The organism is Salimicrobium humidisoli, assembly GCF_002295105.1.
GTDB classification, from domain to species: domain Bacteria; phylum Bacillota; class Bacilli; order Bacillales; family Halobacillaceae; genus Salimicrobium; species Salimicrobium humidisoli.
In genome coordinates this window covers 43,573-56,329 of the sequence record NZ_NSGH01000003.1, presented here as the reverse complement: position 1 = coordinate 56,329, position 12,757 = coordinate 43,573, and the positions used below count along the sequence as shown (strand labels likewise).

Here is a 12,757-nt window from a genome sequence, read left to right as displayed (position 1 = left end):
TCCTGATAATAATTTATTACAATTCTTTTCCCACTAAACTATGAAGTAAAACTGCGACACTTTATTTTCCCATTCCAAAAGTATTTTCGATGTCTTCTTTATACGCATAGGTGAAAAGCAGGGAGACGAGGATACCTCCTCCTATAAGATTACCTATACTCGCAGGTATAAGATTGAAGAAAATATACTCATACCATGTGTACTGATCCATAGAAAGTATTCCCATACTGAAATACCCCATATTGGCCGCGCTGTGCTGGAAATTACCCGCTACGAATAATACGACCGGCAAAGTGGTCCCCAGTATTTTACCGGTTATGTCACGCGCTGACGTCGTCAAAAAGGCGGCCATACCTATCAGCCAGTTGGCCAGTACTCCTGAGACGAGAATTTCAAACCATCCCTTCACTCCGTAATCAAGAAACTTCATTTTCTTATCTACATATACGGCCAGTTCCGAATAGAAAGGGTCGGAAAGTGAACCGGACATCTGTATAAGAAGGCCTACCGCAAAGGCTCCAATCATATTACCGAGATAAGTCGCCAGCCAGAACTTATAAATATTGACTTTCATTAACCCTTTTTTGTTGAAAAGATAGGAGGGCAACAGGACGTTCACTTCTGTAAACAGAACCGCTCCTGAAATGAACACCATCGCATACCCGGCTGCAAATCCCAAGCCGGACATTAAATAGAAAAGCCCCTCCGCCTGGATATCGATCGCCAGCAGAATAGAAAAGACAGCTCCGAACGTCATGAACGACCCGGCCGTCAGAGCAAGCAGAAACTGCGCCCGCGGCTTTTTGTTCAGGTGATCTCTCCCCTTCTCCCCAAACTCATCAACGATTTGAGAAGGTATATAAAATTGCCGTCCCGGGCGGTCAATTTCCTCTTCGGAAGCGTTCGTCTGTCTGTTCTCTTTCTCTTCTTTCTCTTTAATGCTCTCATTCTCTTTCATCTTCCTTCACCCCCCGATGCCCGACTTTTCCCGTTTCCCGCTTTTATTAACCATATATCAAAAATAAAGACGATGGTGGAGCCCCTGACTTCCAATAGAAAAGCCTCCCTCTTTACTGTTATGAGAGGGAGGCTGAATATCTTTTTTCGTTACACGGGGTACACCCCATGTTTTCTTTCTGTGAAGACCGTGTTTTTCGATTCATACATATCGAACCTGGTCATGAGCTCGTTCCGGAGGTTATCCGGCTGCACAATATCATCGATCACCATCTCGGATGCAAGACGGTAAATATCGATATTCTCTTTATATTCTTCATGCTTCTCTTTAGTGAAGGCCGGGCGCTCTTCTTCCGGAAGTTCCGCAATTTTATTAGCATACACTGCATTCACAGCAGCTTCCGGACCCATTACTGCAATTTGTGCACTCGGCAGGGCCAGACACGCATCAGGTTCGAACGCCGGACCGGCCATTGCATACAGGCCGGCGCCGTAAGCTTTACGTACAATGACTGATATTTTAGGAACCGTAGCTTCGCTCATCGCCGCCAGCATTTTCGCTCCGTGACGGATAATACCGGCCTGTTCTACCCGAGTACCGATCATAAATCCCGGTATATCCGCAAGGAACAGGAGCGGAATGTTGAAAGCGTCACAAAGCTGCATAAATTTAGCCGCTTTGTCGGCGGAATCAGGGAAAAGCACGCCCCCTTTGGCCCTCGGCTGATTTGCTATAACGCCGACGGATTTTCCTCCGATGCGGGCCAGTCCCGTGATCAGTTCAGGTGCAAATTTTTTCTTAATTTCGAGGAAAGAGTCTTCATCAATCAGCCTGTCCACCAGCTGGTACATGTCAAACGGAGCATTCTGGTTCTCAGGAATCAGCTCGTTGATCGATTTTTCGAAAGAAGCCGGGTCAACACTATCTTTCACACCTGGTTTCTGTCTGAAATTGGAAGGGAAATAGCTCAAGTATTTCCGTGCGAATCGGATCGCTTCCTCTTCGCTCTCCGCCAGAACGTCTCCACACCCGGAGACGGAACAGTGCATGTTTGCACCACCCATTTCCTCGAGCGTCACTTTCTCTCCGATAACTTTTTCTGCCATCCGCGGAGAACCGAGATACATGGAAGCATTTTTATCCACCATTACTACGATATCGCAAAAGGCGGGTATGTAAGCTCCTCCGGCAGCGGACGGACCGAACAGCAGGCATATTTGCGGCACACGGCCGGACATTTTGATCTGATTATGAAAGATACGTCCCGCTCCTCTTCGATTCGGGAACATTTCCACCTGATCGGTAATTCTCGCCCCTGCGGAGTCCACGAGGTAAAGCATCGGCAGCTCAAGCTTCAGTGCCGTTTCCTGTATCCGGATGATTTTTTCTACGGTTCTCGCTCCCCATGATCCGGCTTTTACTGTGGAATCGTTAGCCATGACGCACACTTTTTCACCGTTAATACGACCGATACCGGTCACGACTCCGTCCGCCGGCAGCCCTTCGTCCTGATTGTTGGCGAAAAATGCGTCTTCCACGTCAATATTGTCATCAAACAGTTGTTCCAGACGTTCCCGTACGAACATTTTCCCTTTCTCTTTGTTCTTTTCGTGATATTTCTCCAGGCCGCCTGAGGCTATTTTTTCTTCCGCTTCTTTTAATCTCTGATCCATGGCCATACAAATTCCTCCTTATTCTCCTCGATACACAGGCTTTCTTTTCTCAGCGAAAGCTGTAAGTCCTTCCAGACGATCTTTCGTAGGAATCGTTTTTCTGTAGCTCTTCTGTTCAATATACAAGCCTGCTTCAAGATTCGTCTCCATTCCCCGGTCGATAGCTTTTTTTGCTTCCCGCACTGCCACCGGGCCGTTCCCCGCGATAGTCCTGGCAAGATCTTCCGCTTCTTCCATAAGGACGTCCGGGTCGTGAATATACTCTGCAATCCCGAGGGCGTAAGCCCGGTCCGCATCTACGGGCCTTGCGGTATATATGAGCGACTTAGCCTGCCCTTTTCCTATCAGACGGGAAAGACGCTGAGTTCCTCCGGCTCCGGGTATAATAGCGAGGGATGTTTCGGTCAGACCGACCCGGGCCGATGAACTGATCATTCGAAGATCACAGGCAAGAGCCATTTCAAGACCGCCGCCGAAAGCTGCCCCATTAAGTACTGCTATGACGGGTACCGGCAGTTCCTCGATCATCCGGACCGTTTCCCCTATCTTCTTGACCGTTCCTGTCACCTCTTCATCGCTCATCCCTTTTCTTTCTTTCAGATCAGCTCCCGCACAAAATGCTTTCGTACCATTTCCCGTCAACAGAACGACGCGAATATTATCATCTCTGTTCACTTTCCGAAGCGCACGCTGCAGTTCATCGAGAAGTTCTCGGGAGAGTGAATTGGCAGCCTCCGGACGATTCAGTGATAGCAGAGCTATATGGTCTTCAATACGCTCTATCGTTACGGTTTTATCCATCATTTCGCCCTCCTTGTCTGTTTCTGATCTGCATCTGATGGCTTGGCAGTTCTTTTGATATTCTGGACTGGATGAACGTCGCCGCCTCTGCCAGTTTCTCCTGATTAACCCCGGTCTCTATCCCCATCTCTTCAAGCATATGGACGAGGTCATCCGTTGCGAGATTTCCGCTGGCTCCATCTGCATAAGGACAGCCGCCAAGGCCTCCCAGTGCTGCGTCGAATTTCGTAATACCCCGTTCGAGCGATATAAGAACGTTGGCTAACGCCATTCCCGACGTATTATGGAAATGCATTGCTACTTTTGAAAAAGGAACATTTTCCTCCATCTGCTTAAGAAATTCATCCACCTGCTTCGGATTGGCGACACCGATTGTATCGCCGAGGGACAACTCATCAATGCCCATTTGAAATAACCGGGTGCTTACCTCAAAAACATGTGAAGGAGCGATCTTTCCTTCATACGGGCAGCCGAACACTGTCGAGACATAGCCCCGTACCGTTTTTCCGGCCGCCTTCGCTTCCGACACTACTTCTTCAAGAACCGGGTACGTTTCTTCGATCGTTTTATTTATGTTCTTTTTATTATGAGTTTCACTGGCAGACATAAACACACTGACCTCATCCACATCCGTATCAATCGCGTTTTCAAGTCCTTTTTTGTTCGGCACGAGAGCTGCATAGGTAATACCGGGAGTGCGGGTAATGCCTTCCGCTACTTCACGGGCATCCTTCAGCTGAGGAATCCATTTTGGATGTACAAATGAGGAAAATTCGATGTAATCAAGTCCTGATTGTGATAAAAGGTTGATCCAGTCAATTTTGTCTTCTGTAGCGATCTTTTCCTCTTCGTTCTGCAGGCCGTCTCTCGGCCCCACTTCCCTGATTGTTACTTTTTCGGGCATTTCAAACATCCAACCCCCCCCTATTCCAGTACCGCCAGCACGTCGCCTTCATTCACGAAGTCACCTTCCGCGACTTTGATTTCTTTCACTTTCCCGCCTTTTTCAGCCGGAATGGGAATTTCCATTTTCATAGATTCAAGGATTGCGACATCGTCTCCTTCGTTAACCTCTGCACCTTCTGCTACGTTCATTTTCCATACGTTTCCTGCCATTGAAGCTTTGATTTCCATGTTATTGTCCTCCTTTATAATATTTTTCAACAAATGCGGTCGTAGTATCTCCGGCTCTGTACCTTTCGTGCCGGACCACTTTTTGAAGCATAGGTATGTTCGTTTTGATTCCTTCGATCCGGAACTCATCCAGAGCGTCCGTCATTCTCTCTATCGCCTGCTCCCGGTCACGGCCTGTCGTGATCAGCTTGGCTATCAGAGGATCATAATAAGGTGTTACTTCCGATGAGCCATGAACGGCCGTCTCCAGGCGGACACCTTCCCCTTTCGGAAAGACGGCCGTAGTAATGGTACCCGGGGATGGGAAAAACCGTTCCGGATCTTCTGCATAAATACGTACTTCTATCGCATGACCGGAAATAGCCAGGTCGTTTTGTGAAACGGCAAGCTTCTCTCCGCTTGCTATCCTCAGCTGCTCTTCCACAAGATCAAGGCCGGTGATCTCTTCTGTAACCGGATGCTCCACCTGCAGACGTGTATTCATTTCAAGAAAGTAGAAATTCTCTTCCTCGTCCACGAGAAATTCGATAGTACCGGCATTTACATACCCGAGAGCCTGTACCGCTTTCAGACCGGCTTCCCCCATCTTCTGTCTGGTTTTTTCCGACAGGACCGGAGAGGGCGCTTCTTCCACCACTTTCTGATGCCGGCGCTGAATTGAGCATTCCCGTTCAAAAAGGTGCACAGCGTTCCCGTGGGCGTCAGCCAGCACCTGTATTTCCACGTGACGCGGTTCTTCGATCAGTTTTTCGATAAACATAGTACCGTTACCGAAAAATGTTGCAGCCCGCTTCTGATTCCCTTCAAAAGCTTTCTCGAGTTCTTCCGGAGAATGAGCAGCCTGCATGCCGATGCCTCCTCCACCTGCGGAAGCTTTCAGCATAACCGGATACCCGTACTCCCCGGCGGTCTTTTTCGCTTCCTCCGTGTCTTCCACAGCTTCTTCCGTGCCGGGGATAACGGGGACGCCCGCTTTCTTCATTTCCTTACGGGCAGCGATTTTATCGCCCATTTTCCCCATGACGTCAGCACCGGGGCCGATAAAGACGAGACCGGCTTCCTTCGTCTTGAGAGCGAAATCGGGATTTTCACTTAAAAGACCGTAGCCGGGGTGGATAGCTTCCGCCCCGCTGCTTTTTGCGACTTCGATAATCTTCTCCATATTCATGTAGGAATCCTTTACGGGAGGCTTGCCGATCTCATAAGCCTCATCTGCCTCTGCGACAAAATTTGCATCAGCATCAGCTTCCGAATAAACGGCCACTGTCGAAATTCCGAGCCGTTTACAGGTTCTTATTACACGCGAGGCGATCTCCCCCCGGTTGGCAACCAGTACTTTTTTGAACATCTCGAATCTCCTTTCTTCCTTAACGTCCGATCATATCGACGGCAGCTTCTCTCAGCTTGAATTTCTGTATTTTACCGCTCGCGGTCATCGGGTATTCGTCGGTGAAGTAGATATACGCCGGGATTTTATGTTTGGAAATTTCCCCTTCAAAGAAAGCCCTTATATCTTTCTCGGACACTTCCGAATCCTCTTTCGGAATAATCCAGGCCATGATTTCTTCGCCGTATGTCGCGTCCGGAATTCCCACAACCTGCACGTCGAGCACATCCGGATGCTGATAAAGGAACTCCTCGATTTCTCTCGGGTAAATATTTTCTCCCCCGCGGATAATCATATCCTTCATGCGTCCGGTGATTTCCACGTACCCGTTTTCATCCATTTCGGCTATGTCACCGGTATGGAGCCAGCCGTCCGGATCGATAGCTGTTTCCGTTGACTCTTCGTCTTTGTAGTAACCTTCCATCACGAGATAGCCTCTTGTACATAGCTCCCCGGGCATCCCGCGCTCCGCTTCTTCTCCGGTGGCAGGTTCGACGACTTTCACTTCCACGTTGGGGTGTGCCCTTCCTACACTTTTCACCCGCAAATCAATCGGATCGTCAGGTCTCGTCTGGGTTATGACCGGGGAAGACTCCGTCTGACCGTATGCAATAGTTATCTCTTCGACGCCCATTTCGTTAATGACACTCTTCATCACTTCCATCGGGCAGGTCGATCCGGCCATAATACCGGTACGCAGTGTATCCGGTTTCAGATTTTCGAACTCCGGATGGTTGAGCTCGGCGATGAACATCGTCGGTACACCGTGAAGAGCTGTGCACGCTTCGTCTTTCACTGCCTGAAGAACGAGTTTCGGTTCAAATTGTTCGATGACTATCATCGTCGCCCCTTTTGCGACAGTGGCCGTCGTCCCCATGACACAGCCAAAGCAGTGGAAAAACGGCACCGGGATACACAAACGGTCTTCGTCCGTCATGTTCATACAGTCTGCTACCTGATTGGCATTATTTACAATATTATAATGACTCAGCATAACCCCTTTCGGAAAACCGGTAGTTCCGGAAGTGTACTGCATATTGATTACATCTTTGTAAGAAAGAGTGGCCTCTCGTTCCCGAAGCTCCTCCTCTTTCACTTCTTCTCCTTTGGCAATGAGGTCCTCCCATGTGTAACAGCCGGGATATTCCTCATCTCCAAGCACAATTACATTCCGAAGAGCCGGAAGTTTCTCACTGTGAAGGTTACCTTTCTCCGAATGATCGAGTTCCGGGCAGATTTCCCTTAGAATGTCGACATAGGAAGTTCCTTTATACGACTCAGCCATGATCAGTGTTTCGGAATCAGACTGCTTCAGCAGGTATTCGAGTTCCTTCGCCTTATAACTCGTGTTCACTGTTACAAGCACGCCGCCCATTTTACCCGAAGCAAATTGGGAAGCCAGCCACTCCGGTTTGTTGTCGGACCATACCGCAAAGTGATCCCCCTTGCCGGTACCGAGAGCCATCAAGCCTTTAGCCACCTGATCGGTCCACTCATCCAGGTCTTTATAGGAACCCCTAAGCCCTCTTTCCGGAAAAACAAACGCTTCTTTTTGCGGCGTTTTGTTCGCTTTTTCTCTCAACAATTCACCCATAGTCACTTGCAGTAAGCTCATCCAATCCCTCCTTCGTTATATTCAGCAACCGAGCTGGCGAGCTATGACCATCCGCTGTATTTCAGAAGTACCTTCACCTATTTCGAGAAGTTTTGCATCACGCAGGAACCGTTCCACTTCAAACTCTCTCATGTAGCCGTATCCTCCGTGGATCTGTATCGCCTGGTTTGCAGAACGGAAGGCTGTCTCCGATGCAAACAGTTTTGCATAAGCGGATTCCTTCGTGAACGGCTTCCCTTCGTCTTTCAGCCACGCCGCTTTCAGTACCATGTTCCGGGCCAGTTCGACTTCCATCGCCATATCAGCCAGCTTGAACTGAATCGCCTGGAATTTTGAAATCGGCTCGCCGAACTGTTTCCTTTCCTTCGCATAAGCAAGCGCTCGATCAAGAGAAGCCTGTGCAATACCGACAGCAAGTGCAGCTATGGAAATACGGCCTCCGTCCAGTGTGTGAAGGAACTGACCAAATCCTTTTTTCGGGTCTCCGAGGATGTTCTCTTTCGGAACTTTTACATCTTCCAGTACAATCTCCGACGTGTTCGAGCCGCGCACGCCCATTTTGTCGTAATCGCTTCGAATCGTCATTCCGGGAGTATCTTTAGGAACGATGAATGCAGAAATAATATTTTTACCGTCTTCTCTTTTACCGGCCTGGGCTGTAATAGTTATGGATCTCGCATATTCAGCGTTCGTAATCCAGGACTTCTCCCCGTTCAGAACGTAGTGATCCCCTTCGAGAACCGCTTTCGTCTGTGTACCGCCCGCATCCGACCCGGCGTTCGGTTCAGTGAGACCGAAAGAAGCGAGCCCCTCACCTTTTGCAAGAGGGACCAGAAATTCCTGTTTCTGCTCTTCCGTACCGAAGTAGTACAGGGGACTGGCACCGAGAGATACAGCTGCCGCATAACTCAGACCGGTAGATCCGCACACACGTCCTATTTCTTCCACCGCCAGCGCATAAGTTACCGTGTCGCCGCCGCTTCCTCCGTATTCTTCGGGGAACGGGATGCCGAGCAGCCCAAGCTCTCCCATCTCTTTGAAGAGGTCCACCGGAAATTCGGAATTTTTATCAATATCTATTGCCCGGGGCGCTATCTTTTCTTCCGCAAAATCACGAACCATTTTCCTCGTCATTTCCTGTTCTTTCGTCAACTCAAAATTCATCAGCTTCCTCCTTTTATCTCCCAAGACCGACTGGTTGGTCTGTATAGGGTGCACCTTTATGAAATCGCTTACTTTTCACCGTAAAAAAAAGGGGGCCTCTGCTCCACCCCGGATACACCTTCGTGACCCGGCAGAAGAAAGTGAAGTACCAGATCCGTGAACACTTCAGCTATCTCTTCAATCGTATGGCTTCCCTCTCTCCGGTACCACTTATTCAGCCAGTTGACCATACCGAGAATAGCCATACCGGTGATTTCCGGAGGGAGTTCGTGACGGAATTCTCCTTCTTCCTGTCCTCTTTTTACAACGGCGATAACCTTATCCTTGAACTGGTCCCGTTTCCTGTTGATTTCGTCTTCAAAGGTTTCATCGACGTAGTTACTTTCCTGGTAGAATACTGTGATATGGGACTGGTATAAGTCAAACACGTGCACAAACGAACGGATAATTTCCTGTATCTGCTCCACAGGGGACTGGTGCGTTTCAGTAGCTGCTTCGGCTTCTTTCAGCACATATGTAATGAACGTGTCGTGAATGACGAACAGCAGCTCATCCTTGGATTGAAAATGGTGGTAGAAGCCGCCTTTGCTTGTTCCCGCCTCTTTTACAATCTGATTGACACTGACGCGGTGGAAGCCTTGAGCATCGAACAACTCAAGAGCTGTCTGAATGATTTCTTCCCTTAACTTCTGCATACACCATCCCCTTCGTAATGAATGTACGTTCATCTTATCATATAATTAGAAAATTACAAAATATGTGTAAAAACCTTTTTCTTTTGTACTTTACAGCCTTCCGCACAAGTAACGGCATCTATTTCATTGTTTCCTTCTACCGAATACAGGGAATGCTGCATTTTTAGAGGAGGAAAAATATGCAGAAACGAACACTTGGAAAGAGCAATGTAGAAGCCACCCGGATTGCCCTGGGTACGTGGGCAATCGGAGGTTCCGGCTGGGGAGGTACGGATGAACAGGAGTCCATCCGGACAATCAGAACAGCTATCGATAAAGGAATAACGATGATTGACACTGCCCCCGCTTATGGTGAAGGCCTTTCTGAAGAACTGGTCGGAAAAGCGGTCAGGGAATCCGGAAAAAGCCGGGAAGACCTCGTTATCGCCACCAAGGCGGGCATCAACTTCGAAGGCGGAGCTTCCCGCGACTCAAGGCCCGGAAACCTTGAGAATGAATTGAACCGAAGTCTTCAACTGCTGCAGACGGATTACATCGACGTTTATCAGATTCACTGGCCGGATACGGATGAACCGATTGAAAATACTGCGAAAAAAATGAAAGAATTTTTCGATGAAGGGAAAATCCGGGCAATCGGAGTCAGCAACTTCAGCCCCGAACAAATGGATGAGTGGCAGAAATATGCTCCTATCCATACGTCGCAGATGCACTTGAACATGTTACAAAGATACCTGATCGACTGGTTCGAGTATTGTAATAAACACGATATCGCAACGCTCTCATGGGGTTCACTTGCTCACGGTATGCTTACCGGCAAGTTTACAAAAGACGCCGAGTTTCCCGAAGGAGACCTGAGAAGCAACATCGAACTGTTCCAGGGAAACCGTTTCCCTGCGTTTCTCGATGCCGTGGAGGAACTGAGGGACTTTGCGGATGAGCGGAATCTTGACCTCATCCAGCTTGCCGTACGCTGGCTGATGGATCATGAACCCGGCGCTGATTTCGTTCTCTGGGGTGCAAGGAAACCTTCCCAGCTTGAAGGTGTACAAAAAGCGGATGAAGCAGAGCTGTCCAGTGAAGATCTGCAGGAGATTGATAACATTCTGTATAACCATGTCAGCGACCTGAACAATGGGAACCTGAATGAGTACGGACCGCCGCTTCGTTCCGAAAAATAATAATCAAATATGCGACAGGCTGTGCGAAATATCCGCACAGCCTGTTTTTTGTTTAACAAGAAAAGCTTCATTTTAAAATGGTTATTGCTTTTTATATCAGCTAATGATATATTTCATTTAACGATATATCATTAGCTGATATGAAAGGAGAAGAATATGGCCAGAAGAAAAAGTCTCAGTGATAGAGAATTAACGGATACCTCTTTTTTTATCCTTCTCTCCCTGACCGAACCGAAACATGGATATTTAATTATGCAGGAAATCGAAAAAATGACAGAAGGTGCTGTCAGTATCGGCCCCGCTTCTCTGTACACCACTATAAGGAAACTTTCGGAAGCAGGTCTGATCAGACCTGCACCCGGTGCCGAAACAAAAAAGAAAACGTATCTCATTACCACAGAAGGGAAAAATCTCCTGAACGAAGATATAGCCAGACGAGAAAGGATTATCCGGACTGCTAAAGATTATTTAAGTGAAAGGGAGGATGCAGAATGAAAAATAAAAAATACATCAGTTCAGGCGGCCTTGCTTTTGAGGAAGAAAAAGATATGCGTAAACTGGAGAAATACGCAGCTGAAGGATGGAAAGTCGAAGGTTTTTATCTGCTCGGTTATAAACTGAAAAAGAGTGAACCCGCCGAAAAAATTTATGCAATAGACTATTGCAACAAACCGGACGAAGAGTATTTTTCATACTTCAGAGAAGGCGGGTGGGAGTACGTCGCCAGTCAGTCCGATTATATTCACTTGTTTACGGCAGCTCACGGAACTACCCCTTTGTACACAGACAAAGCGACGGAAATTGATAAATATGAAGCTGAACAGCGGATGACCGGGAAAGCTGCCCTGCCGATGCTTATTATAGAAATGTTGTTACTGACGGGTGCTTTCGGCGATTTCAGCTTTATAGCCCCGTTTATGAGTAAAGTTTTTCTTGCATTATGTTTCATCCTGTCGGTGCCTCTCGTGTTCACGGGGCTGCCATGGTTCGGCTATACGTACAGATTGTTCAAATTACGGCATTCGAGATAACCGGCAACATTAAACAACCTCCTTCTGCAGCAGTAATTGTGCAGAAGGAGGTTGAGTTTATTCACTTCACTTCCATACCGAGAGCTATTTTAATATGGGCGAAGTGATGCTCTTCGTGCCAGGAAAGTTTTGCAACTTTGGTAGCTACCGTAATTTTACCGGTATCTTCATGTATGAAATAACGTTGCAGCTGATCTTCTGTGAGAGTGTGGCCAAGGGTTACGATCCGCTTATTCATCCCTTCAAGCATTCTTATGGAAGGCTCCACAGGAAGTGAATTGTCCGCAAGTTCCAGCCACTTCTCCTGATCGAATCCCGGTACTGTAGGGGCGTCATCAGTCAGTGCAAGTTTTAATCTCTGGTACATATTCAGCTGGGAATCCGCTATATGATGAACGAGCTGGCGGACGGTGAAACTCCCTTCGCGATACGTTTTCGAAAGTTCCTCCTCACTCAGATTGTCCACTGTGTCTCTCAGTCTGTCCGTATAGGTTTCGATCTCATTCAGCCACGTTCTTACATCTTCAAGTGTCACCTGATCCGGCACCTGCAATTCGCCGATCGGAAATTTTACATTCATGTTCATTCTCCTTTCTTTATACCGAAATCATTGTGTGAAAGCATACTACATCAATGACCGTTCATACACAACTTCCCCGCTTACGAGATTCACCGCATCCACACTCATTGTAAGCACTTCACCCGACTCCTCTTTTTTCGCTCCCCATAATCGTATATCACTGTTGAGATCGTCATCCTGATAAGTTATTTTCACGGTACGAATATCCCCGTCACTGCGCTGCTTCAACTGTATGATACATTCCTTGAAAAACAGCGTTTCTTTCTGTTGCGTGAGTATATAGTCATTAAGCATCTGTTCCAGTTCAGGAAAATCGATACCGTTATTTTGCAATCCTTCATTTTCGAATTCTTTCACATCTGTAAAATGATGCAACATTTTAGCTTCGTTTTCCACGCTACCCCTCCAGTATCTTCGAATTATACTACCTGTTTCCCTTTAAACGCCTCCGGAAAACGACGTTGCTTTTGAAAGTTCCGTCTTTCCTTGTAGTTTGTGCCTTCTCTTCAGGAGGAATATAATAATCAAGGAGGGGTTATCT

At 47.7% G+C, this 12,757-nt stretch carries 14 protein-coding genes; 3 read left to right on the top strand and 11 right to left on the bottom strand.

Going from position 1 to position 12,757, the window contains the following annotated elements:
• Positions 1-61: 61 nt before the first annotated feature.
• The 9 genes from CKW00_RS02635 to CKW00_RS02595 form a co-directional block, all read right to left on the bottom strand.
• Positions 62-958 carry a formate/nitrite transporter family protein gene (locus CKW00_RS02635; protein ID WP_095821246.1) on the bottom strand — a complete coding sequence of 299 codons (897 nt, stop codon included), beginning with the start codon at positions 956-958 and terminating at the stop codon, positions 62-64.
• A gap of 149 nt (positions 959-1,107) precedes the next feature.
• Positions 1,108-2,637 carry an acyl-CoA carboxylase subunit beta gene (locus tag CKW00_RS02630; RefSeq protein ID WP_095821245.1) on the bottom strand — a complete coding sequence of 510 codons (1,530 nt, stop codon included), beginning with the start codon at positions 2,635-2,637 and terminating at the stop codon, positions 1,108-1,110.
• A 12-nt stretch (positions 2,638-2,649) separates the two neighbouring features.
• Positions 2,650-3,432, bottom strand: coding sequence for an enoyl-CoA hydratase (locus tag CKW00_RS02625; RefSeq protein ID WP_095821244.1), 783 nt, complete (start codon positions 3,430-3,432; stop codon positions 2,650-2,652).
• Positions 3,425-4,345, bottom strand: a complete 921-nt coding sequence (locus CKW00_RS02620; protein WP_095821243.1) for a hydroxymethylglutaryl-CoA lyase — start codon at positions 4,343-4,345, stop codon at positions 3,425-3,427. Before CKW00_RS02620 ends, CKW00_RS02625 begins: the two co-directional genes overlap by 8 nt.
• Positions 4,346-4,356: 11 nt before the next feature.
• The gene (locus tag CKW00_RS02615) at positions 4,357-4,566 is read right to left on the bottom strand and encodes an acetyl-CoA carboxylase biotin carboxyl carrier protein subunit (RefSeq protein ID WP_008592412.1); all 210 of its coding nucleotides are present in this window, start codon (positions 4,564-4,566) and stop codon (positions 4,357-4,359) included.
• A gap of 1 nt (position 4,567) precedes the next feature.
• Entirely contained in the window at positions 4,568-5,914 is a 1,347-nt protein-coding gene (locus CKW00_RS02610) for an acetyl-CoA carboxylase biotin carboxylase subunit (protein ID WP_095821242.1), read from the bottom strand.
• A gap of 19 nt (positions 5,915-5,933) precedes the next feature.
• On the bottom strand, positions 5,934-7,568 hold the full coding sequence (locus CKW00_RS02605; protein WP_095821241.1) for an AMP-binding protein: 1,635 nt from the start codon (positions 7,566-7,568) through the stop codon (positions 5,934-5,936).
• 21 nt (positions 7,569-7,589) lie between these two features.
• Positions 7,590-8,732 (bottom strand): acyl-CoA dehydrogenase, encoded by a 1,143-nt coding sequence (locus CKW00_RS02600; protein WP_095821240.1) that lies wholly within the window; start codon positions 8,730-8,732, stop codon positions 7,590-7,592.
• A gap of 68 nt (positions 8,733-8,800) precedes the next feature.
• A complete protein-coding gene (locus CKW00_RS02595; protein ID WP_095821239.1) occupies positions 8,801-9,427 on the bottom strand; it encodes a TetR/AcrR family transcriptional regulator in 627 nt (208 codons plus the stop codon).
• 179 nt (positions 9,428-9,606) lie between these two features.
• On the opposite strand from CKW00_RS02595, the gene CKW00_RS02590 reads away from it, so the two are divergent.
• The 3 genes from CKW00_RS02590 (at position 9,607) to CKW00_RS02580 (ending at position 11,636) form a co-directional block, all read left to right on the top strand.
• Positions 9,607-10,605 carry an aldo/keto reductase gene (locus CKW00_RS02590; RefSeq protein ID WP_095821238.1) on the top strand — a complete coding sequence of 333 codons (999 nt, stop codon included), beginning with the start codon at positions 9,607-9,609 and terminating at the stop codon, positions 10,603-10,605.
• 156 nt (positions 10,606-10,761) lie between these two features.
• Positions 10,762-11,100, top strand: coding sequence for a PadR family transcriptional regulator (locus tag CKW00_RS02585; RefSeq protein ID WP_095821237.1), 339 nt, complete (start codon positions 10,762-10,764; stop codon positions 11,098-11,100).
• Positions 11,097-11,636: a DUF2812 domain-containing protein gene (locus CKW00_RS02580; RefSeq protein WP_095821236.1), complete on the top strand. Its 540-nt coding sequence runs from the start codon at positions 11,097-11,099 to the stop codon at positions 11,634-11,636. The genes CKW00_RS02585 and CKW00_RS02580 overlap by 4 nt, the downstream gene beginning before the upstream one ends.
• A gap of 61 nt (positions 11,637-11,697) precedes the next feature.
• Here the strand turns inward: CKW00_RS02580 and CKW00_RS02575 are convergent, their stop codons facing one another.
• Complete coding sequence (locus CKW00_RS02575) at positions 11,698-12,216, bottom strand: YfiT family bacillithiol transferase (protein WP_095821235.1); 519 nt, start codon at positions 12,214-12,216, stop codon at positions 11,698-11,700.
• A gap of 45 nt (positions 12,217-12,261) precedes the next feature.
• Positions 12,262-12,612 (bottom strand): hypothetical protein, encoded by a 351-nt coding sequence (locus tag CKW00_RS02570; RefSeq protein ID WP_095821234.1) that lies wholly within the window; start codon positions 12,610-12,612, stop codon positions 12,262-12,264.
• Between the last annotated feature and the right edge of the window lie 145 nt (positions 12,613-12,757).

Excerpts from the sequence above, each read along its gene's own strand:
- CKW00_RS02610 (WP_095821242.1), bottom strand. The coding sequence starts at position 5,914 with ATGTTCAAAAAAGTACTGGTTGCCAACCGGGGGGAGATCGCCTCGCGT.
- CKW00_RS02575 (WP_095821235.1), bottom strand. The coding sequence starts at position 12,216 with ATGAATGTAAAATTTCCGATCGGCGAATTGCAGGTGCCGGATCAGGTG.
- CKW00_RS02585 (WP_095821237.1), top strand. The coding sequence starts at position 10,762 with ATGGCCAGAAGAAAAAGTCTCAGTGATAGAGAATTAACGGATACCTCT.
- CKW00_RS02620 (WP_095821243.1), bottom strand. The coding sequence starts at position 4,345 with ATGTTTGAAATGCCCGAAAAAGTAACAATCAGGGAAGTGGGGCCGAGA.
- CKW00_RS02625 (WP_095821244.1), bottom strand. The coding sequence starts at position 3,432 with ATGGATAAAACCGTAACGATAGAGCGTATTGAAGACCATATAGCTCTG.
- CKW00_RS02635 (WP_095821246.1), bottom strand. The coding sequence starts at position 958 with ATGAAAGAGAATGAGAGCATTAAAGAGAAAGAAGAGAAAGAGAACAGA.
- CKW00_RS02630 (WP_095821245.1), bottom strand. The coding sequence starts at position 2,637 with ATGGCCATGGATCAGAGATTAAAAGAAGCGGAAGAAAAAATAGCCTCA.
- CKW00_RS02590 (WP_095821238.1), top strand. The coding sequence starts at position 9,607 with ATGCAGAAACGAACACTTGGAAAGAGCAATGTAGAAGCCACCCGGATT.
- CKW00_RS02600 (WP_095821240.1), bottom strand. The coding sequence starts at position 8,732 with ATGAATTTTGAGTTGACGAAAGAACAGGAAATGACGAGGAAAATGGTT.
- CKW00_RS02595 (WP_095821239.1), bottom strand. The coding sequence starts at position 9,427 with ATGCAGAAGTTAAGGGAAGAAATCATTCAGACAGCTCTTGAGTTGTTC.
- CKW00_RS02615 (WP_008592412.1), bottom strand. The coding sequence starts at position 4,566 with ATGGAAATCAAAGCTTCAATGGCAGGAAACGTATGGAAAATGAACGTA.
- CKW00_RS02580 (WP_095821236.1), top strand. The coding sequence starts at position 11,097 with ATGAAAAATAAAAAATACATCAGTTCAGGCGGCCTTGCTTTTGAGGAA.
- CKW00_RS02605 (WP_095821241.1), bottom strand. The coding sequence starts at position 7,568 with ATGAGCTTACTGCAAGTGACTATGGGTGAATTGTTGAGAGAAAAAGCG.